The 20323-nt window shown below is 72.6% G+C and carries 17 protein-coding genes and 1 pseudogene; 13 read left to right on the forward strand and 5 right to left on the reverse strand.

Annotated features, from left to right (window positions below):
- The first annotated feature begins 146 nt into the window (after nt 1–146).
- Nucleotides 147–578 carry a hypothetical protein gene (locus tag AFB00_RS19745; protein ID WP_068798453.1) on the forward strand — a complete coding sequence of 144 codons (432 nt, stop codon included), beginning with the start codon at nt 147–149 and terminating at the stop codon, nt 576–578.
- Nucleotides 579–605: 27 nt separating this feature from the next.
- On the opposite strand, the gene AFB00_RS19750 is transcribed toward AFB00_RS19745, so the two are convergent.
- The 4 genes from AFB00_RS19750 to AFB00_RS19765 all read right to left on the reverse strand — a co-directional run bounded on the left by AFB00_RS19750 (nt 606) and on the right by AFB00_RS19765 (nt 5093).
- Complete coding sequence (locus tag AFB00_RS19750) at nt 606–848, reverse strand: hypothetical protein (protein WP_068798454.1); 243 nt, start codon at nt 846–848, stop codon at nt 606–608.
- Nucleotides 849–1095: 247 nt separating this feature from the next.
- The gene (locus AFB00_RS19755; protein WP_068800475.1) at nt 1096–2436 is read right to left on the reverse strand and encodes a (Fe-S)-binding protein; all 1341 of its coding nucleotides are present in this window, start codon (nt 2434–2436) and stop codon (nt 1096–1098) included.
- 61 nt (nt 2437–2497) lie between these two features.
- Entirely contained in the window at nt 2498–3616 is a 1119-nt protein-coding gene (locus AFB00_RS19760; protein ID WP_068798455.1) for an FAD-binding oxidoreductase, read from the reverse strand.
- A 22-nt stretch (nt 3617–3638) separates the two neighbouring features.
- Entirely contained in the window at nt 3639–5093 is a 1455-nt protein-coding gene (locus AFB00_RS19765) for an FAD-linked oxidase C-terminal domain-containing protein (protein ID WP_068798456.1), read from the reverse strand.
- A gap of 183 nt (nt 5094–5276) precedes the next feature.
- Between AFB00_RS19765 and AFB00_RS19770 the strand changes: the two genes are divergently transcribed.
- Nucleotides 5277–7415 carry a malate synthase G gene (locus tag AFB00_RS19770; protein WP_068798457.1) on the forward strand — a complete coding sequence of 713 codons (2139 nt, stop codon included), beginning with the start codon at nt 5277–5279 and terminating at the stop codon, nt 7413–7415.
- 675 nt (nt 7416–8090) lie between these two features.
- Nucleotides 8091–9683 (forward strand): ATP-binding protein, encoded by a 1593-nt coding sequence (locus AFB00_RS19775; RefSeq protein WP_068798458.1) that lies wholly within the window; start codon nt 8091–8093, stop codon nt 9681–9683.
- On the opposite strand, the gene AFB00_RS19780 is transcribed toward AFB00_RS19775, so the two are convergent.
- The gene (locus AFB00_RS19780) at nt 9662–10771 is read right to left on the reverse strand and encodes an IS630 family transposase (RefSeq protein WP_083276088.1); all 1110 of its coding nucleotides are present in this window, start codon (nt 10769–10771) and stop codon (nt 9662–9664) included. The two genes, AFB00_RS19775 and AFB00_RS19780, sit on opposite strands and share 22 nt — an antisense overlap.
- A gap of 139 nt (nt 10772–10910) precedes the next feature.
- Here AFB00_RS19780 and AFB00_RS32130 point away from each other — a divergent pair.
- The 10 genes and pseudogenes from AFB00_RS32130 to AFB00_RS19830 all read left to right on the forward strand — a co-directional run bounded on the left by AFB00_RS32130 (nt 10911) and on the right by AFB00_RS19830 (nt 20306).
- A pseudogene (locus tag AFB00_RS32130) lies at nt 10911–11808 on the forward strand (IS5 family transposase).
- 5 nt (nt 11809–11813) lie between these two features.
- Entirely contained in the window at nt 11814–12251 is a 438-nt protein-coding gene (locus AFB00_RS34165; RefSeq protein WP_068798460.1) for a hypothetical protein, read from the forward strand.
- A gap of 238 nt (nt 12252–12489) precedes the next feature.
- A complete protein-coding gene (locus AFB00_RS19800) occupies nt 12490–13665 on the forward strand; it encodes a transposase (protein ID WP_197519596.1) in 1176 nt (391 codons plus the stop codon).
- A 232-nt stretch (nt 13666–13897) separates the two neighbouring features.
- The gene (locus AFB00_RS19805) at nt 13898–14509 is read left to right on the forward strand and encodes a hypothetical protein (protein ID WP_156819647.1); all 612 of its coding nucleotides are present in this window, start codon (nt 13898–13900) and stop codon (nt 14507–14509) included.
- 62 nt (nt 14510–14571) lie between these two features.
- The gene (locus tag AFB00_RS33425) at nt 14572–14925 is read left to right on the forward strand and encodes a hypothetical protein (protein WP_156819648.1); all 354 of its coding nucleotides are present in this window, start codon (nt 14572–14574) and stop codon (nt 14923–14925) included.
- 31 nt (nt 14926–14956) lie between these two features.
- Nucleotides 14957–16168: a cytochrome P450 gene (locus tag AFB00_RS19810; RefSeq protein WP_068798463.1), complete on the forward strand. Its 1212-nt coding sequence runs from the start codon at nt 14957–14959 to the stop codon at nt 16166–16168.
- Nucleotides 16169–16172: 4 nt separating this feature from the next.
- Nucleotides 16173–16658 (forward strand): GNAT family N-acetyltransferase, encoded by a 486-nt coding sequence (locus tag AFB00_RS19815; protein ID WP_068798464.1) that lies wholly within the window; start codon nt 16173–16175, stop codon nt 16656–16658.
- A 209-nt stretch (nt 16659–16867) separates the two neighbouring features.
- Nucleotides 16868–19246 carry a hydrogen gas-evolving membrane-bound hydrogenase subunit E gene (gene mbhE / locus AFB00_RS19820; protein WP_156819649.1) on the forward strand — a complete coding sequence of 793 codons (2379 nt, stop codon included), beginning with the start codon at nt 16868–16870 and terminating at the stop codon, nt 19244–19246.
- A complete protein-coding gene (locus AFB00_RS19825; protein WP_083275679.1) occupies nt 19243–19845 on the forward strand; it encodes an MnhB domain-containing protein in 603 nt (200 codons plus the stop codon). Before mbhE ends, AFB00_RS19825 begins: the two co-directional genes overlap by 4 nt.
- Nucleotides 19846–19856: 11 nt before the next feature.
- Complete coding sequence (locus AFB00_RS19830; protein WP_068800479.1) at nt 19857–20306, forward strand: Na(+)/H(+) antiporter subunit C; 450 nt, start codon at nt 19857–19859, stop codon at nt 20304–20306.
- Nucleotides 20307–20323: the final 17 nt, after the last annotated feature.

Genomic DNA, 20323 nt, shown 5'->3' on the forward strand with positions numbered 1-20323 from the left:
GCGACGACGATGCCGCACGAAGCAGGGTAGTAGGTCCCGTGTCCGGGCCGCGGCGTGTGCGCTCCCTCACCCGTCACCCCGGCGCAGAGCCGGAATCCGGTTACGGTCGTCGGGACAGTAATCGGACCGGTGCGGAGGAGCGGGGTGTGTCGGGGCTGGCGGTCGTGGCCTGGGTCGCACTGGCGGGGTGCGTCGCCGCCGGTGCGCTGCTGGTCATCGCGCACCGGCGGATCGAACGCCTCGAACGGGCGCACAGCGCGTGGAAGTGGGATCTCGTCGCGCTGCGCGCGGAACTGCGGTCCCTGCGCCGGGCGGTGACCGGTTCCGGCGACGAGGACGCCGGGGGCGGGCGCGGGCCGGACGTCCTGCACGGGAGCTGTCCGGCCGGGCCCGGGGCATCCGGCGGCGGCAGCCCGGATCCGACGGCCGAGCCCGGCGTGGCGGCCGGATCCGCGGTGGACCCGGCGTCCGATCCCGGTGCGGAGCCGGAGTCCCGGACCGCTCCCCGGTTCACCGGACCCACGGCGTGGCGTCGGTCCCACGGGCGGCGCCCCCGACCGCGTCGCCGCCCGTACTGAACCGCCCCGGCGACGGGTCGTGGTTCCTCAGCCGCCGAGGTACTCCCTCATGAGGTCTCCCTTGGAGTTGCGGCACTCCTCGTCGGGGCCGTCGGCCGTCTGCGCGTAGCACATGGGATCGGCCTTCGCGACGGCGATCGCGGCCGGAGCGGCAGCGACCGCGGGGGTCGAGGCCGATGCGATGCCGGTGGCACCGGCGACGGCTGCGCTCAGGCCGAACGCGACGGCGACGGTGGCGATGCGGATCGTGTTCTTGTGGCGCACGGTCATTCGTCCCTCCACGGACGTCGGGTGATGGAGCGGGCCGACGCTAGCCCGGGACCGTCGGTCGCCGGAGCGCTGCGCGACGTGTCCGCCTCCGGCGACAGGTGATCTGCCCGCGCGGGCCGTCCTCCGGCCGGTGACCCACCGCGTGTCTCACAGCCGGTGACCCCGGTACCGGTCCACCGGTGGCCCCGTGGTCGCGGCAGCGGTGCCAGTTGCTCGACGTCAGGGCGAGCCGTCAATCCGGCCCCGGTCAGCGGCGGGGTACGGCCGCCCCGCGGATGCTCGCGTCGAGCAGCTGTACCGGGTGCAGCAGCGGGACGTCGGCGAACCCGTCGGTGGGCAGGTACTTGCCGATCTGCAGCAGGCACCCCGGGTTCGCCGTGACGACGACGTCGGGTTCGGCCTCCCGGATCCGGCCCGCCTTGCGCTCGCCGAGGTCGCCCGCGGCGTCGGGCATGATCATGTTGTAGATCCCGGCCGACCCGCAGCACAGCGCCGCGTCGGCGACGTCGACCAGCTCCAGGTCCGGGATGGTGCGCAGCACCTCCCGCGGCTGGTTGCGCACGCCCTGGGCGTGCCCGAGGTGGCACGCGTCGTGGTAGGCGACGCGGCCGGGCACCGGGGTGCGCGGGGCGCGGGGGCCGCCGTCGTCGGACTCCGGCCGGGCGTAGAGCTCGGCGAGCACCTCGTGGACGTCGCGGCACCGGGCGGAGAACGCGGCCGCCCGCCCGGCCCAGACGGGGTCGTCGGCGAGCAGGTGGCCGTAGTCCTTCATCGAGGAGCCGCAGCCCGCGACGTTGGTGACGATCGCGTCGACGTCGAGGGTGCCGAACCGGGCGATGGTGCGCCGGGCCCGGTCCAGCGCGGACTCCTCGCGCCCGGCGTGCACCTCCAGTGCGCCGCAGCACTGCTGGTCACGCGGCACGAGCACGTCGCAGCCCTCGGCGGCGAGCACCCGGACGGTGGCTTCGTTGACCCGGTGGAAGAACACGTCCTGCACGCAGCCGGTGAGCAGGGCGACCCGGGCGCGGCGGGGCCCGACGGCGGGGGTGTGCACCGGCAGCGTCGCGAACGCCTCGCGCACCGACACCGGCGGCAGCAGCGACTCCAGCGCCGCGAGGCGCCCGGGCAGCGTCGCGGCGAGCCGGCGGATCGCCGGGACGGTGCGCAGCTTCTGGTAGAGGGCGCCGGGCAGCGCGGCGAGCCGCAGCCGCCGCTTGTAGGGGAACAGCGCGAAGATCGCCTCCCGGAACAGCCGGTCGGCACGGCTGCGGGGGACGTTGCGCTCGATCTGCGGCCGGACCGACTCGAGCAGCTTGTCGTACTGCACCCCGGACGGGCACGCCGTCACGCAGGCCATGCAGCCCAGGCAGTTGTCGATGTGCTCGGTGAACGGGCCGTCCAGGGAGATGTCGCCCTTCTGCGCCAGGTCCATGAGCAGGATCCGGCCCCGCGGGGAGTCCATCTCCTCGCCCCACAGCACGTAGGTGGGGCAGGTGGGCAGGCAGAACCCGCAGTGCACGCAGTCGTCGAGCAGTTCCCGCTGCGGGGGATGGATCTCGTCGAACGCGCTCGGGCCCTGCTGGGCCATCTTCGCCCCGACCGAGCCGGTCGGGGTGCCGTCGGTCGGGTGGCTGCTCGTCACGGGTGCCTCACATCCAGGGGTCGAAGCGTCCGGGGGCGAACCGGGCGTCGGGGTCGAGCTGCGTCCGGACCGCCTTGAGCAGCGGCAGCGCGGACGGGGCCGGCCCCCAGGCCGGGGCGTCGAGATCCGCGGGCCGGTCGCGCAGGACCGAGGTCCCGGACGCGGCGGCCACCGACTCGTGCACCTGCCCGACGGCGGCTCCCGGCACGGTCACGGTCGCCACCCCGGTCGCGAGCCCCGCGGTGACGGCGGTGGCGGGCAGCTCGGACAGCAGCCCGGCGAGCCGGGCCGGTGCACACCCGATCCGGACGACGGCGCCCGTCCCGTCCGCCGGTCCGCCGGTGAGCGCGGCGTGCCGGGACCAGGCCTCGTCGCCCACCTCCGCGGCCCCGTCGCCGAGCAGCTCGCACACCCGTCCGACCCGGCCGGGCAGCGTGTTCGCGCCGCCCTCCAGCCGGACCAGCAGGCGGCCGGGGTCCCCGGAGACCCACTCGACGGCGACCGGTTCCAGCGGGCTCGCCATGAGGGTGCGGACCTTGGCGGCGGCGTCGTCGACCGGCCCGTCGACGGCGACGCAGGCGGTCGCCTTCGGCACCGGGTGCAGCCGCAGCACGACCTCGACGACCGGGCCGAACACGCCGTAGGAGCCGTGCAGCAGCTTCGCCATGTCGTAGCCGGCCACGTTCTTGATGACGTGCCCGCCGCTGCGGACCATGGTGCCGTCGGCGAGCACCGACGTCGTCCCGATCACCAGGTCCCGCATCCCGCCGTAGACCAGGGCCGACGGCCCGGCGTCGGCGGTGGCGAGCAGCCCGCCGACGGTGGCGCCGGCGGCGGTCCGGGCCGCGTCGAGCGCGAGCCGCTGCCCGTGCCCGGCCAGCTCCCCGGCGAGGTCGCGCAGCGGGGTGCCGGCGTGCACCGACACGGTCATGTCGCCCGGGTTGTGGGCGATCACGCCCGTCAGCCCGGACAGGTCGAGGGTCGCGTCGGTCTCCTGCGGGCGCCCGGCCCAGTGCCGGGCGGTGCCCGCCCCGGTGATCGCGATCCGGCCAGGGGTGTCGGCGACGGCGTCCCGGACGTCCTTCGCGGTCGTCGGGCGCAGCGTGGTGGGTGCAGCGCGGGTCATGGTTCGGTCAAGCCCTCCCGGTCTAGAGACGGTCGATCAGTCCGGCTTCCTCCAGCGGGTGCGGCCGGTAGCGACCCGGCTTCTCGCCGCACAGCCGCGGGGTCGGGAGCAGCTTGCCGGGATTGCAGATCCGGTCCGGGTCGAAACCGGCCCGGACCCGGTCCATCACGGCGAGATCGTCGGTGCCGAACATCGTCGGCATCGAGCAGGCCTTGTCGGTGCCGATGCCGTGCTCGCCGGACAGCGATCCGCCCATCTCCACGCACAGCTCGGCGATCCCGGCGGACAGCTCCTCGGCGCGTTCGGTCTCGCCGTCGGCGGCGGAGAACAGCACCAGCGGGTGCAGGTTGCCGTCCCCGGCGTGGAAGACGTTCGCGACCCGCAGCCCGGCCTCGTCGCCCATCGCGGAGATCCGGTCGAGCACCTCGGCCAGCCGGGTCCGCGGGACGACGCCGTCCTGCACGATGTAGTCCGGTGAGATCCGGCCGACCGCGGCGAACGCGGCCTTGCGGCCGCGCCAGATGTTCGCCCGCTCCTCCGGTGACCCGGCGACGTGCAGCCGGGTGCAGCCGTGCCGGTCGCAGATCTCCTTGACCAGCGCGAACTGCTCGTCGCACTCCTCGACGGTCCCGTCGAGCTCGACGACCAGCGCGGCCGGGGTGTCGAGGGAGTACCCGGCGCCGGTGGCGCCCTCGGCGGCCTCGATCGCCAGCGCGTCCATCATCTCGACCGCCGCCGGGACGATCCCGGCCGCGACGATGTCGGAGACGACCCGCCCGCCGTCGGCCACGGATCCGAAGTCGGCCAGCAGCGTCCGCATGACCTCCGGGGTGCGCAGCAGCCGGACGGTCACCTTCGTGACGATGCCGAGGGTCCCCTCCGAGCCCAGGAACACCCCGCGCAGGTCGGGACCGGACTGCTCGGCGGAGTCCGAGCCGAGGGTGACCAGCGAGCCGTCGGGCAGCACGACCTCGATCGAGAGCACGTGGTTGGTGGTGAAGCCGTACTTGAGGCAGTGCGCGCCGCCGGAGTTCTCGGCCACGTTCCCGCCGATCGTGCAGACCTGCTGGCTGGACGGGTCGGGCGCGTAGTACAGGCCGTAGGGCGCCGCGGCGGCGGTGATGCCCAGGTTGGTGACCCCGGGCTCCAGGACCGCCCGGCGGTTCTCCGGGTCCACCTCCAGTACCCGGTCCAGGCGGTTCAGCCCGATGACGACGCCGTCGGCGACCGGCAGCGCGCCGCCGGACAGCCCGGTCCCGGCCCCCCGGGCGACGAACGGGATCCGGTGCGCGGCGCAGATCCGCACGCACCCGGCCACGTCCTCGGCGGTGCGCGGGAGCAGCACCAGCTCCGGGACGACCCGGCTGCCGGTCAGCCCGTCGCACTCGTACGCGCGGGTGCGGACCGGGTCGTCGATCACGTCGCCCGCGCCGAGGAGGGCGACGAACTCGTCGCGGACCGGGACGTCCAGGGGCATCGTTGCACTCCCTCGTTGCGGCGTCGGGCGTGGCGGGGCTCACGCGAGGGTACGTCCGTGGTGGGCGGCCACGCCTGCGCTGAGGCCGGTCGCTATCGTCCTTGTGCTTCCATGATGCGGAAAAGATAGTCCACTGGTAGAAAAGTCGCCAGTAGTGCAGAGAACGCAGAGAGGGTGGTCCCCATGGCCGAGCGCTCCGGGCTGCAGGTCGACGAGCACCTGGGCTCGTTCGTCGAGGACGAGCTCCTGGCCGACGTGAAGCTCACCGCGGCCGACTTCTGGGCGACGCTGGCGAACCTGCAGGAGCGGTTCGCGCCCCGGATCGCCGGGGCACTGGCCCGCCGGGACGAGATCCAGGCCGCGATCGACGCCTGGCACGCCGAGCACGGCGCCGGCACGGTCGAGGAGTACGAGCGGTTCCTGACCGACCTCGGCTACCTGGAGCCGGAGGCGTCCCCGGCGATCTCCGTCGACCGGGTCGACCCGGAGATCGCCGAGATCGCGGGTGCGCAGCTCGTTGTGCCCTCCACGGTGCCGCGGTACGCGCTGAACGCGGCGAACGCCCGCTGGGGCTCGCTGTTCGACGCCCTCTACGGCACCGACGCGCTGCCCCAGGACTCCGAGCTCGCCCCCGGTTACGACGAGCGGCGCGGCGCCCAGGTCATCACCGCCGCCGACGAGCTGCTCGACGAGCTGTTCCCGCTGGCACAGGGCAGCCACGCCGACGCCGGTGGCTACCGGGCCGGTACCGACGGCCTGGTGACCGACGGCGGCACCGGCCTCGCCGATCCCGCGCAGTTCGCCGGGTTCCGCCCGCTCGACGCCGACGGCCGCGGCGCCCTCCTGCTGACCCGCAACGGGCTGCACCTGGAGCTGACGATCGACCCGACCACCCAGGTCGGGCGCCAGCACCACGCGGGGGTCGCCGACGTCGTGCTGGAGTCGGCGGTGTCCACCATCGTCGACCTGGAGGACTCGGTCGCCACGGTCGACGGCGAGGACAAGTCCACCGCCTACCGCACCTGGCTCGGCCTGCTTACCGGCGACCTGACCAGCGAGTTCAGCAAGGGCGGTAAGACGGTCGTCCGGCGGGTGAATCCGGACCGCGAGTACACCGCGCCGGACGGGTCCGCGCTGACGCTGCCGGGCCGCTCGCTGATGCTGATCCGCAACTGCGGTCACCACATGACGACGAACGCGGTGCGCACCGCGGACGGTGCGGAGATCGCCGAGGGCGTGCTCGACGCGCTCGTCTCCGCCGTCGCCGGGCTCTACGACCTGCAGCACAAGGGCCCGCACACCAACTCCCGGGTGGGCAGCGTCTACATCGTCAAGCCCAAGCAGCACGGCCCGGCCGAGGTCGCGCTCACCGTCGAGCTGTTCGGCGCGATCGAGGAGGCGCTCGGCATGGCGCCGAACACGCTCAAGATCGGGATCATGGACGAGGAGAAGCGGACCACCGTCAACCTCTCGGCCTGCATCGCCGAGGCGGCGAACCGGGTGATCTTCGTGAACACCGGTTTCCTCGACCGGACCGGCGACGAGATCCACACCTGCTTCCGGGCCGGGCCGGTGCTGCCCAAGGGCGACATGAAGTCCACGACCTGGCTGAAGACCTACGAGGACCGCAACGTCGACGTCGCGCTCGCCGCCGGGTTCAGCCACGCCGCCCAGGTGGGCAAGGGCATGTGGGCCAAGCCGGCCGCGATGGCGGAGATGATCGAGCAGAAGATCGGTCACCCGAAGGCCGGCGCCAACTGCGCCTGGGTGCCCTCGCCGACCGCGGCGACCCTGCACGCGCTGCACTACCTGCGGGTCGACGTGCACGACGTGCAGTCCCGGCTCGCGTCGCGCGGCACCGCCGACCGGCGCCGGCTCCTGGAGCTGCCGCTCGCCGCCCCGTCGGCCCTCGCGGCGGACGCCGTCACCCACGAGCTGGAGACGAACGCGCAGTCGATCCTCGGCTACGTCGTGCGCTGGGTCGGCATGGGCATCGGCTGCTCGACCGTCCCCGACCTCGACGGGGTCGGGCTGATGGAGGACCGCGCGACGCTGCGGATCTCCGCCCAGCTCGTCGCCAACTGGCTGGCGCACGGGATCGTCGACGAGCAGGTCGTGCGGGACACCTTCGCCCGGATGGCCGCGGTCGTGGACGAGCAGAACGCCGGTGAGTCCGGCTACCCGGCGATGGCTCCCGACCTCGACGGCAGCGAGTCGTTCCAGGCGGCGCTGGAGCTGGTGTTCACCGGCGCCGAGGAGCCGAACGGCTACACCGAGCGCACGCTGACCCGCTGGCGGCAGCGGGCGAAGGCGAACGCCTGAGCGCGGTCCCGGTTCCACGGTCATCCGCTCGGAGTGACCGTGGAACCTGAGACTCTCTCGTGGGGGACGGACGGTGGTCGGACAGTGGATCGGTCGTGGACCTCGCCCGCGATCCCGGGGCAGAGCGCAGATCGGCCGGGGCGACCCGTTTCCGGCGGCGTTGGCCACGGGAACCTACGACCTCCGAACTCTCGGGGCGCTCGCGACCGCGGCCGTCGCACCAGGATGCGCCAGCTCTCTCAGGACGGTAGCGACGCCCCGGTCTGCGACGGCACCGGTGGCGGCGAGGCGGGCACGCCGGTCGGCAGCACTGTGAGCGGCTGTCGCTGCGACGTGAACGACGGCGGCGGCCTCGGCTGAGAACGCCCCGGAACAGACCGCCGGACGGTGTCGACCCCTCCCGGCGCAGTAGGGCGTCAGCGAAGGGGGCCAGCCCCGCCGTCGCGGTGGATACGCCGGCTGGCACCGGCTCGCACGTCCCGGATCTCCAAGGCAGCGAGCCCTTCCGGGGAGCGCTGAAGCTGGTGTTCAGCGAGCGGCGGACCCGAGCGACTGCACTGAACGGACGCTGACCCGCTGGCGGCAGCGGGCATCGGGTGAACCTCTTGCTGGAGTGGGTCGGACAGAAATCCGATTCGGCCCCGGGACGCGGCGACGCGGTGTCAGGATCTCCGGGTGACCGATCGCATACAGACCGGGGCGGCGACACGAGACTCGGCAGCAGGGCTCTACGAGCTGTTGTTCGACCGGGTGACCGGCGACCGCACGCTCACGGACCGAGCGCGGAATCTGGTGCTTGCGGCGTTCGAGAGCGACGAGTGTCTCGCGGCGACGCTGGCGGGCGCGGAGCCGTCCCTCGCACCGGATCACCGCCCGGCGGACGCTCCGCTACCCGAGACGTATCTCCGGCGGATCACCGTCAGCGGGTTCCGTGGCATAGGTGGCCCTGCTGTTCTCGACCTGACGCCCGGGCCGGGCCTGACCGTGGTGACCGGTCGTAACGGCTCGGGAAAGTCCAGCTTCGCCGAGGCCGTGGAGCTGGCTTTCACCGGCCGGAACCTGCGATGGGACGACCGGGGCGGCGAGGCGACCACTGTGGTCAAGGACCGCCGGAGCGGTTGGCGCAACCACCACGGCCCGGGACCCAGATCGATCGAGGTCGACCTGGTGATCGCCGGTCGTCCTAGAGGATCGACGATCCGCGTCGACTGGGACAGGGGCGGTCGGTTCGAGAGTATGCAGCGGACGATGCAACACCACCCAGGGCGCCGGGAGCAGTTCGACGCGTTCGCCTGGTCCGCCGGCCTTGAGAGCTACCGCCCGTTTCTCTCCTACGACGAACTGGGCAACGTACTGGACCGCAAGCCCACCGAGCAGTACCGGCAGATGCATCGTCTGCTCGGGCTCGGTTCGATCGACGACGCTCGGGATCTGCTCGGTCGCGCCAGACTGGAGCGGGAGCAGAAGGAGAAAGCAGCGCCGGACGCGGTCGAGGCGGTGAAGAAGGCACTCACCGCCGCGGCGGTAGCCGATGACGAGCGTGCCCGCAGAGCGCACGATGCGCTGACGGTCGTCCAGGGCTTACCGGACATGGAGGCCTTGGCAGCAGTGCTGGACGACCGGGTGACAAGCGGTGACCCGGCGATCATCGCCTGGCGGGGCGTACGCAATCTGGAACTCCCGAGCGCGGAACGGATCGACGATGCTCTGGCCGATCTCCCCCGGTCCGCGGCGGAGATGGACTCGCAGCGACACAGCCAGGCAGCTGCCAGTTCGTCGGTAGCGGGCCTGCTTGAACGGGCGCTCACGCATCACCGGCAGCACGGCGACGGGCTGTGCCCTGTGTGCCGCACCGGCGTGCTGGATGCCGGATGGCGCCTCGAAGCGGAATCCGGACTCGCGCAGGTGCGTCGGTCTGCCGCTGCGTTCGACCGAACGGCCCGGCTACTGGGTGAGTCGATGAGACATGTGCGCGCGCTGACCACACCGGTCCCGACGGCCCTGCATTCCGCTGTCGGGCACATCGAGACGGCCGATCTCCTTCGTCTGTGGACGGACTGGTCTGCGGCGTCGCGGCTCGACGACCCGGCCGCGCTCGCCGAAGCGGTTCGCCGCCTGTACGGCCCGCTCGCCACCGAACTCGCGGCTGCCCAGACCCGGGCCGAGGCCGAGCTGGAACGCGTGGACGATCGGTGGGCACCGTTGGCACGTCGGCTCGCTGAGCTCCGGCTGCAGCTAGTGCCTCGTCAGGCAATGTTGGGTAGGTAATCCGGCCTGCGGATCTTGGACTCGGGCGCGAAGTGTTTCTTGGGTCGGGCGTGGCGGTTGGCCCAGCGGATGTAGCCGGCGATCGCGGCTTCCTGGGCGGTGTGGGAGGGGTAGTCGCTGCCGTCGAGGGTGAAGTAGCGCAGCGCGGTGAACTCCGACTCGATCCAGTTCAGCCAGGACGCGTTCGTGGGGGTGAGCACCAGCTCGACGTCGTGGTCGTGGCACCAGTGCGCGACATCGGTGCGCAGGTGCGGGGAGAAGTTGTCGCAGACCACGTGCAGACCGCCGGTGGGGAAACGGCGGCGCAGCTGGCGGAGGAAGTCGAGGAACTCGCGGCCGCGTTTGCGGTCACGGAGCCGGTAGAACAGCTGCCCGGAGGCCAGGTCCAGACCGGCGAACATGTGCCGGACCCCGCTGTGACGGCTATAGGTGGCCCGTAGCCGGGCCGGGCGCCGGATCGGGAACCAGCCCCGACCGGGGCGGGGCAGCAGGTTCAGCGGCCCGAACTCATCGACACAGATCACCCGCGCACCCGGTTCGAGGCGACCGTCGGCGGCGCGGTCGTAGAGGTCGAGGATCCGGTTCATCTTCTCCACGAACCGCGGGTCCCGGCTGGCCTTCCAGGTCTTCGTGGCCTGCCAGCGGACCCCGGCGTCACGCAGGACCTGGCGGACGGTCTCGACGCTGATCACGACCCGGTGTGCGGCGGCGAGGTGTTCGACCAGCTTGGCCAGGCTCCAGGTGGTGAACGGCAACCCGACCTGCTGGGGCGGGGTGCGAGCGACCCGGCAGATCAGCTCACGGACGTGGGGACCGAACCTACGGGGTCGGCCCGCCCCCCCGCTCCATTTTGGGTCCAAAGCGGCGAAGCCCTGCTGGTTGAACGCGTGGATCACCTCCCGCGCGTACTGCGGCTTCGCCGCGAACATCATCGCGGCCTCGGTCGCGGTCCGGCCCTGCACCGAGGCCAGCACGATCCCCGCCCGCCGCAACCGGACCCGGTCCCGCGCCGTGCGCGTGATCCTGACCAATCGCTGGGCCTCGTCCGGGGTCAGTCCCCGGACGAACACCTCCGGCTGTCGCGCCACGGCCATCACCTCCGGCGCACAGCCTCCTGCGCCAGACCGGGACGGATCAAGCCGACACGATTACGTCCCCAACGTTCCCGGACGCGGCACTAGGGCGTGTCTCCCAGATAGGCGGACCGGGGTGCGCGATGCTTGATCGGTGCCGCGTACCGCTGTCCTGACTGATGCCCAGTGGGCCCGTCTGGCGCCGCTGTTGCCCTCCTCCGAGGGTCGTCGCGGGTGCCCGTTCCGCGATGACCGCCGGGTGCTCGAGGGGATCATCTACCGGTATCGGTGCGGGCTTCCCTGGCGCGACGTCCCAGCCGAGTTCGGGCCGTGGCAGACGTTGTGGAAGCGGCACCGCCGCTACAGCGGCGACGGCACCTGGGACCACATCCTGGCTGCTCTTCTGGTCGAGGCCGACGCCGCCGAGGTGCTCGGGTGGGCGGTCAGCGTGGACTCCACGATCATCCGTGCCCACCAGCACGCCGCGACCCTCAAGCGCGACACAGGGGGCCGGATCGAACTACACGAATCTGCTCGCCGAACCAGCAGATCACGCGCTGGGACGGTCCCGCGGAGGGCTGTCGACGAAGATCCACCAGCTCGTTGACGGGCACGGCCGCCCGCTGGTGGTCCTCCTCGGCCCCGGCCAGGGCGGCGACTCGCCAATGTTTCCGCACCTGATGGCGCACCTGAGCATCGCCCGACCGGGCCCGGGACGACCCCGGACCCGGCCCGAACGCGTGCGCGCGGACAAGGCCTACTCCTCACGCGCGATCCGCCGGCACCTGCGCGAGCGCCGGATCATCGCTGTCATTCCGGAGCCCTCTGACCAGCAGGGACACCGCAAACGACGCGGCTCACGCGGCGGCCGACCGCCCGCATTCGATCCGGTCGACTACCGAAACCGCAACGTCGTCGAGCGCGGGTTCTGCCACGTCAAGCAGTGGCGCGGGCTGGCCACCCGTTACGACAAGCTCGCCCTGACCTTCCGCGGCGGCGCCGTCCTGAAGGCGATCGTCACCTGGCTCCGCGCATTGGGAGACACACCCTAGCGGAGGTGCATGGGGAGCGCGGTGTTCTCACGGATCTGCGGCGGGCCGAGAGGTGGCTGAAGGAACAATCCGGTGAACTGCGCGACGAGCGGTTCGCGCCGATCGCGGAGCGTTCCCTCGCCGTGTGGGAGTCGCTGCGGCAGCAGAGCGACGTAGCGCTGCGCGGCATTCGGCTGAGCGGGTCCGTCAAATCCGGTCGGGTGGAGCTGGCCGTCGACGTCAACGGGACCGAGGCCAGGGCTCTCGGTGTTCTGACCCGAATCCGCGAGTTGCGCTGGTGGCCGGACTGGGGAGATGGCGATAGGTGCCCGCTGACCTGCGATGATCGTGTTTGCGACGACACGACATTGCGGGTTGAGAGGACACCTATCAGGTGCGAACAGTACGCAAGCGACGCCCGCGGTGTGCGCGGGTGCGTCTCGGCGCGCCGGACGCGGCGCTGACCAGGTTCTCCGGGCTGGCCGCGGTGACCGAGCTGATCGACCGGCTCGGGATCATCGACAAGCTCGACGCCGCGGTCGGGCCCATCAAGGACCGCGACCGCGGGTGCAGCGCCGGGCAGATGCTGGTCGGCATGTCGGCGGCGCAGCTGTGCGGGGAGGACTTCCTGGTCGGGCTGGACCGGCACCACGCCGACACCGCGCCGACACCGCCGGGCAGGCACTCACGCCGGTGCCGGGGTTGGCGTCCACGACCGCCGCCGGGCTCGCGCGCAAGTTCATCGAGGGGCAGTGGGCGGCGGTGGAGACCGGGCTCGGTGACGTGCACACCACCGCGCTGGACCTGCTCGCCCAGGTCGACCCGGACCGGGCCGAGCAGCTGACGGCGGACGTGACGATCGATCTGGACACCACCGATGTCGAGGTTTACGGCCGGCTCAAGCAGGGCGTGGCGTTCAACCACCAAGGCCAGCGGGTCGCCCGCCCGCACGTCGCGACCTGGGCCGACACCGCGGTGGTGCTGGCCGCTGACCTCGGTTCGGGCCGGGATGACCCCCGCGCCACCAGCGCCGAGCTGTTCCACCGGGCGCTGGCCGCGCTCCCCGCGCAGGCGCGGGCGGGGCGAGTCCGCGTGCGTGCGGACGCGGGCTACTTCGCCGGGCAGCTCGCCCGCGCAGCCCTGTTCGTCGGCGTGGAGTTCGCCATCGGCGCCCGACGCATCGCGCCGCTGTGGCGCATCCTCGACGGCGTCGCGGCCGACGGGTGGACCGACGCGATCGACATGACCGGCGCGCAGGTCGCGGTGGCCGACTATTGCCCGAACTGGTGGCCCGCAGCGACCCAGCTGCTGATCCGTCGGGTCCGGCTCGACCTGGACCACGGCCAGGTCTCCGGTGACCCGCGAGCGCGGCGCCGACGCACCCTGCACCCCGCCCAGCGGGCGCTCCCGCTCGACGACCTCGCTACGGTGGCCAAGGTCGACGGGGTGTTCGCCTACTCGTTCATCGTGACCAACCTCGACGTCTCCACACCTGCCGCAGCCGCGCAGGCCGAGTACTGGTACCGCCACCGCACGAAGGTGGAGAACCTGTTCCGCGACACCAAGCACGGCGCCGCGCTGCGCCACCTCCCCTCCGGACACCTCGCGGTGAACCGAGCCTGGATGTGGGGCGCACTCCTGGCCGCCACCACCAGCGGGTGGCTGCACCACCTCACCGCCCGCACCCGCGACGGGCGCCTGGTCGGGCACGGCGTCCGCGGCGGCCAGGCCATGATCGCCACCCTGCGCCGGCGGCTGATCACCATCCCCGCCCGCCTCGTGCGCCACGCCCGCGGCCTCACCCTGCGCCTACCACCCGGCGAGCACCTACTCGCCGAGGTCCTCGCCCGCGTCCGCGCCCTGCCCGCTCCGTCCTGACCCGGCCGCACCGGCCCCGACCAGCACAGGAACCCGCCACCCGAGGCGACACTCGGGCCGCCCGCTTGCCCACCACCCCACTCCCGACCCAAGCAACATCAACTTTGGCCGACCAAGATCAGCTCATAGCCTACTCGCGGATTCGAGTCTGAGCCAGGGGGAGATGCACGCGTTGGCGCTCTCGCTCTTCCTCCCGCGTGCCACCGCTCCCGGGAGCCCTTTCCGATTTCTGGTGGTCGACGACCCGGTCCAGGCCATGGATCCCGCCAAGGTCGACGGGCTTGCCAGAACCCTCGCCGACCATTCGCGTGATCGGCAGGTCGTCGTGTTCAGTCACGACGACCGGCTCGCCTCTGCGGTCCGCCGTATGGAGATCGACGCGACGATCCTCCAGGTCACCCGTATGCGACAGTCGGCGGTGACCGTCCGGCAGATCGCCGATCCGGTCGATGTGTACCTCGACGACGCACGCTCGGTCGCGCATGAGGAGGAATTGACCGACACGGTGCGACGTGATCTGGTTGTGACCCTCTGTCGCAACGCCTTCGATGCACTCGCGGTCCGCTCGGTGCAGACGACGAAGCTCGGTACGGGCGCAACGCATGCCGAGGTCGAGGCGCTGCTGAACAAGCATGGCGCGACGCGCGACCGGATCGCCGTGGCCCTCTTCGGCGAGGCCGATCGTCGCAACGACGTCGAGGGACACTTCCGGGCTCGGCCCTGGGTGCGCGAAGTGCTCCGAGCGTGCATGAGAGGTGGTCACGGAGGTGACGGGCCCACCGATCGTGCGTCCCTGTTGACGTTCGTCGAGCGCGCCGAGGAACTGATCGGCCAGCTCAGGTGACGAAGTGGCGGGTGCCCGGGAGCCATCGTGGTGACGGCTACGGCGACGAGGAGGTTCGTGCTGTGCTGGTAGAGGCCCGGCGCCTGCTGGATCGCCCGGATGCTCGGGACGTGTGGTTGCGCGGTGCGGTATGGCTGACCCGGATGGCGGTCGAAAGGGCAGTCCGAACGGCTTGGGGGCGGAAGTATCCGGGCAGCAGAGTGCGAGGAATGCGCAATCAACTCCTGGCTCTGGCGAAGGTGGTGGATCCGCAGACCCGGCGAGCCGCAACCGTGCTGTGGAACGACCTGAGCAAAGCGGGCCATCACCACGATCACGAGCTCACACCGACCGTGGCCGAGATCGAGGACTGGCATCGGGCAGCCGTGGTCCTCGTAGACCAGTTGCTTCAGCCCCGTCCTGCCGCGCGTTTGTGACCTGGCCTCCTACCCGTCGTATCGTCGGGCGATGACCACGCCCGGCACCGGCACGGACCTGCCCCGACTCCCGTTCCCGCGCGAGGACGTCCTGGCGCTCCCGCCACTGTTCGACGCCCTGCGCGAACGGTCCCCGGTCACCCCGGTCCGCACCCCGGCCGGTGACGTCGCCTGGCTGGTCACCGGCTACGCCGAGGCCCGCGCCCTGTTCGCCGACGACCGGCTCGGCCGTAGTCATCCCGACCCGGACCGGGCCGCCCGGATCTCCGGCTCGATGGTCTTCGGCGGGCCCAGCGGCGAGTCACCGGAGGCGGAGCGGGAGAACCACTCCGCGATGCGCAGGCTGCTCGCGCCGGCGTTCTCGGCCCGCCGGATGCGGTCGCTGTCCGGGCACGTGGCCGACCTGGTCGCCGGGCGGCTCGACGCCCTCGAGGCCGCCGGGCCGGGTGCCGACCTGCACGAGATCGTGTCCTTCCCGCTCCCCGTGCTGGTCATCTGCGAGCTGCTGGGGGTCCCGTTCGACGACCGCGCCCGGTTCGGCGCCTGGTCCGAGGGGCTCGGCCGGCTCGACGACCGGGCGCACGCCGAGGCCAGCGCGGAGCAGCTGTTCGGCTACGTGCGTGCCCTGCTCGACCGCAAGGCCGCCGATCCCGGCGAGGACGTGCTGTCGGACTTCGCCGCGATCGCCGGTGGCGACGGCGGGCAGCGCGACCGGCTCGCCGGTCTCGGCGCGGCGCTGCTGTTCGCCGGGCACGAGACGACCGTCGGCCGGATCGATCTCGGCACCGTCCTGCTGCTGGAGCGGCCGGGGGAGTGGGGCGCGCTGGCCGCGGACCCGGACCGGGCGCCCGGCGCGGTCGAGGAGATCCTGCGGCTCGCCGCACCCGGGTCCACCGGCATCCCGCGCTATGCGCAAGCCGACATCGACGTCGCCGGGGTGCACATCCCGGCCGGCGACGCGATCCTGCTCGCCCCGGGCGCCGCCAACCGCGATCCCCGCACGTTCGACGATCCCCAGGACTTCGACCCGGCCCGGGGCCCGGGACGTCTCGCGTTCGGGCACGGCCCCTACTTCTGCGTCGGTGCGACCCTGGCCAGGGTGGAGCTGACCGAGGTGTTCCGGGCCCTGCCCGCGCGCTTCCCGGGCCTGCGGCTCGCGGTGCCGCGCAGCGAGCTGACCCTGCGCTCGGACGTGCTCACCGGCGGCCTGCGCGCGGTCCCGGTGACCTGGGACGCAGGATGACGGGGTGCTCGAACTGCTCCTGCGCCCCAGCGACCACCCGGACGCGCTGCTCCTCGACGACCAGGTCCAGTCCTACTACCGGCGGGTGTACGGGGAGAACGACGTCACCCCGGTGGCCGTCGCCGACTTCGTCCCGCCGCACGGCCGCTTCCTGATCGGCTACGCCGCGGGGGTCCCGGTCGCCACCGGGGCGTGGCGGGCGGTCGACGCCGACACCGGCGACCCGGTCCGCCGCGACGGCGACGCCGAGATCAAACGGATGTACGTGGTCCCCGCCGAGCGTGGGAAGGGTCACGCGCGGGTACTGCTCGCGGAGCTGGAACGGACTGCTGCCGCGGCCGGCCGGCTCCGGATGATCCTGGAGACGGGTACCGCGCAGCCCGAGGCGATCGCCCTGTATCGCGCGTGCGGATACCGGTCGATCGGGAGGTTCGGGGTGTATCGGGACGATCATCGCTCCCGGTGTTTCGCCAAGCCCGTCCGGACGTGAGTCCCGGTACGGTGTCGGGCGAAACGTCCGGTTGCGCCGATAGGATGACGTCGGCGTCAGCGTTGGTGTCGGTACTGCTGCCGGCGCCGCCGCTCGGCGCCGGTGCCGCGTCCCCGTCCGGCGCCCGTCTCGTGACACGCCCGCACCGCCCCCCGGTCCGATCGTGCAGCGAGTGACCAGCCCGCCCGTACGATCCCGCGAACCAGGAGGTGCCGGTGCTCGCCGTCGTGGCCGCCCATCTCGTCCTGGCGCTGTGCCTTCCCGGCCTCGCCCGGTACCACCGACGACTGGCCTTCGGCGCCGGTGCCGTGCTGCTGGCGGGCACGCTGGTCTGGGCCGTGGTGCAGGCGCCGGCGGCGCTCGGGCCCGGGGTGACCGACAGCCTGGAGTGGGCGCCGGAGCTCGGTCTGCGGCTCAGCCTGCGGCTCGACGCGCTGGCCCTGGCCATGATCGTCCTCGTGTCCGGGGTCGGGGCGCTGATCATGGTCTACGCGGCCTGGTACTTCGGTCCCCGCTCGCGGGACGCCGCCCGCTCCGCCGCCCTGCTGGTCACCTTCGCCGGGATGATGCTCGGCCTGGTGCTGGCCGACGACCTGCTCACCCTCTACGTCTTCTGGGAGCTGACGTCGCTGACGTCGTTCCTGCTCGTCGGGCAGGGCGGGCAGTACCGGGAGAACCGGCGGGCCGCCGTGCAGGCGCTGCTGGTCACCGTGTTCGGCGGGTTGTCGATGCTGCTGGGCATCGTGCTGCTCGGGCAGCTGGCCGGTACGTACTCGATCCCGGAGATCACCGCGGCGTCCACCGCCGGGACGCTGGCCCCGGACGAGCCGGTGCTGCTGGCCGTGTCCCTGGTGCTGATCCTGATGGGCGCGCTGACGAAGTCCGCGCAGCTGCCGTTCCACCCGTGGCTGCCCTACGCGATGGCCGCGCCGACGCCGATCTCGGCCTACCTGCACGCCGCCTCGATGGTGAAGGCGGGCGTCGTGCTCGTCGCCCGGCTCGGCCCGGCGTTCGCGGTGCACGCCGTGTGGTGGGTCCCGGTGGTCGGCCTCGGGCTGGCGACGATGCTGCTCGGAGGCTGGCGCGCGCTGCGCCAGACCGACCTCAAGCGGCTGCTGGCGTTCGGCACCGTGTCCCAGCTCGGGTTCCTGATGGTGCTGTTCGGCGCCGGGTCCCGGGTCGCCGCGCTGGCCGGGATCGCGATGCTGCTCGCGCACGGGCTGTTCAAGGCGCCGCTGTTCATGGTGGTCGGCGCGATCGACAAGGCGTGCGGCACCCGTGACCTGCGCGAGCTGTGCGGTCTCGGCCGGCGGCGCCGTGGCCTCGCGGTGCTCGGCACCCTCGCCGGGCTGTCGATGGCCGGGCTGCCGCCGATGCTCGGGTTCGTCGGCAAGGAGGCCGCGTACGAGGCGTTCCTACTGGAGGGCGGCGTGCGGGGCTGGATCGTCGCGCTCGGGCTGCTGACCGGCTCGCTGCTCACGGTCGCCTACACCGCCCGTTTCCTCTGGGGCGCGTTCGCGACCAAGGGCACCCGCCCGACCGGGGGCGACCCGGTGCCGCTGGGCCTGTCGCTGCCGGCCTGGCTGTGTGCGCTGACCGGGCTGGCCGCCGGGTTCGCCGCGCCGCTGGTGCAGGAGATCGCCGCCGCCTACGCCCGGCCGCTGCCCCCGCTCGGTGACCCCTACGCCGCGCAGTACGGGCTGGCGCTGTGGCACGGGATCGGTCTCGCGCTGGGGTTCACGCTGGTCGCGGTCGTCGGCGGCCTGCTGCTGCACCGCTACGGCTCCGCCCTGACCGGGCAGGCCAAGATCCCGGGCATCTCCGCCCAGCGCGGGTACGAGGCCGTGGTCACCGGGCTGGAGCGCTTCGCGATCGCGCTCACCGGGCGGCTGCAGATCGGCTCGCTGCCCGTCTACCTGGCGTGCATCCTCATCACGCTGATCGTGCTGCCCGGCCCGGTACTCGCCCTGACCGGCGCGCTGCCCGAGTCCCAGGAGCCCTATCACTCGATCATGCAGGTCCCGGTCGGGCTCATGGTGATCGTCGCCGCCCTGGCGCTGACCAGGGCCCGCCGCCGGTTCACCGCGGTGCTGCTGGTCGGTGCGGTCGGCTACGGGATCGGCGGGCTGTTCGTCATCGACGGCGCACCGGACCTCGCGCTGGCCCAGTTCCTGGTGGAGACGCTGACCCTGGTCGCGTTCGTGTTCGTCCTGCGCCGGCTGCCCGCGCACTTCGACGAGCCGGAGACCGAGCGCCGGGTCCGCCTGCCGAAGGCCGCGGTGGCGGCGGTCGGCGGGCTGCTCGTCGCCGGGACGGCGGTCGTCCTCTCCGGCGCCCGGGTGCTCCCGCCCGCCACCACCGACGCCTTCGTCGCCGGTGCGCCGCAGGCCGGGGCCACGAACCTGATCAGCGCGATCCTGGTCGACTTCCGCGCGCTGGACACCATCGGCGAGATCACGATCCTGCTGATCTGCGCCGCGGGCACGGCGAGCCTGGTGCTCGCCACCCGGTACGACAAGAAGAAGGGTGGCACGGTCGTCGACAGCGGTTCCGGGTCCCCGAAGCACGAGCAGGAGGTGCTCGGATGACGACCTCCCGGCAGTACGACGACACCCGGCCCGGTGGCCCGGCCCCGGCCCCAGAGGAGACCCACTGGTCGGCGTGGGACCAGCCGAGCGGGCGCTGGATGCTGCCCGGGGCCTGCCCGGAGCCGCGGGAACGCACGCTGGTCCTGGAGGCGGCGGCCCGGCTGCTGTTCCCGACCGTCCTGGTCTTCTCGGTGTTCCTGCTGTTCGAGGGGCACTACGGCCCGGGCGGCGGCTTCTCCGGCGGTCTCGTCGCCGGGCTGGCGTTCGTGCTGCGGCACATCGCCGGCGGCGCCGACGATCCCGGCTCGACGATGCGGATCCGGCCACCGGCCGTCGTCGGGACGGGGTTGATCATCTCGGTGCTGACCGGGCTCGCCCCGGTGCTGTGGGGCGGGTCGGTGTTCGAGTCCGCGAAGTGGCGGCTCGACCTCGGCGAGCTGGGCTACGTCGACCTCGTCACCAGCCTGCTGCTCGACGTCGGCGTCTACCTGCTGATCATCGGCGTGGTGCTGGACCTGCTGCGCTCGCTCGGCTCGGGCATCGCCCGGGACGCCGCGCGGGCGGGCGAGGACGGCCCGCCGGGGGGTGGCGACCGGTGACCGATCCCGGCATGACCATCAACCTGAGCATGGCGATCGTGCTCGCGGTGCTGTACTCGGTCGGCTTCTACCTGCTCATGCAGCGCTCGTTGATGCGGATCCTGATCGGCATCGTGGTGCTCGGGCACGGCGCGAACCTGCTGCTGCAGCTCGCCGGCGGGCCGCCCGGCCGGGCCCCGATCCTGGACACCGTGCTGCCCGAGGAGATCACGGACCCGTTGCCGCAGGCACTCGCGCTGACGGCGATCGTCATCACCTTCGCGCTGACCACGTACCTGCTCGCGCTCGGCTACCGGTCCTGGGTGCTGGTCGGCCACGACGAGGTGCAGGACGACGTCGAGGACCGCCGGATCGCCGCGCAGCGGCCGGACGGCGCGATGGCAGAGGGCACCGCCGAGGAGACCGAGGCCGCCCCGGAGGACACCGCCGACTCGCACGAGCTCGAGGAGGGCCGCAAGTGACCCTGCTCGAGGTCTTC

The sequence above is a fragment of the Pseudonocardia sp. HH130630-07 genome (assembly GCF_001698125.1).
GTDB lineage: Bacteria > Actinomycetota > Actinomycetes > Mycobacteriales > Pseudonocardiaceae > Pseudonocardia.

Excerpts from the sequence above, each read along its gene's own strand:
- AFB00_RS19765 (WP_068798456.1), bottom strand. The coding sequence starts at position 5,093 with ATGCCCCTGGACGTCCCGGTCCGCGACGAGTTCGTCGCCCTCCTCGGC.
- AFB00_RS19810 (WP_068798463.1), top strand. The coding sequence starts at position 14,957 with ATGACCACGCCCGGCACCGGCACGGACCTGCCCCGACTCCCGTTCCCG.
- AFB00_RS19830 (WP_068800479.1), top strand. The coding sequence starts at position 19,857 with ATGACCATCAACCTGAGCATGGCGATCGTGCTCGCGGTGCTGTACTCG.
- AFB00_RS19755 (WP_068800475.1), bottom strand. The coding sequence starts at position 2,436 with ATGGCCCAGCAGGGCCCGAGCGCGTTCGACGAGATCCATCCCCCGCAG.
- AFB00_RS19825 (WP_083275679.1), top strand. The coding sequence starts at position 19,243 with ATGACGACCTCCCGGCAGTACGACGACACCCGGCCCGGTGGCCCGGCC.
- AFB00_RS19770 (WP_068798457.1), top strand. The coding sequence starts at position 5,277 with ATGGCCGAGCGCTCCGGGCTGCAGGTCGACGAGCACCTGGGCTCGTTC.
- AFB00_RS19750 (WP_068798454.1), bottom strand. The coding sequence starts at position 848 with ATGACCGTGCGCCACAAGAACACGATCCGCATCGCCACCGTCGCCGTC.
- AFB00_RS19760 (WP_068798455.1), bottom strand. The coding sequence starts at position 3,616 with ATGACCCGCGCTGCACCCACCACGCTGCGCCCGACGACCGCGAAGGAC.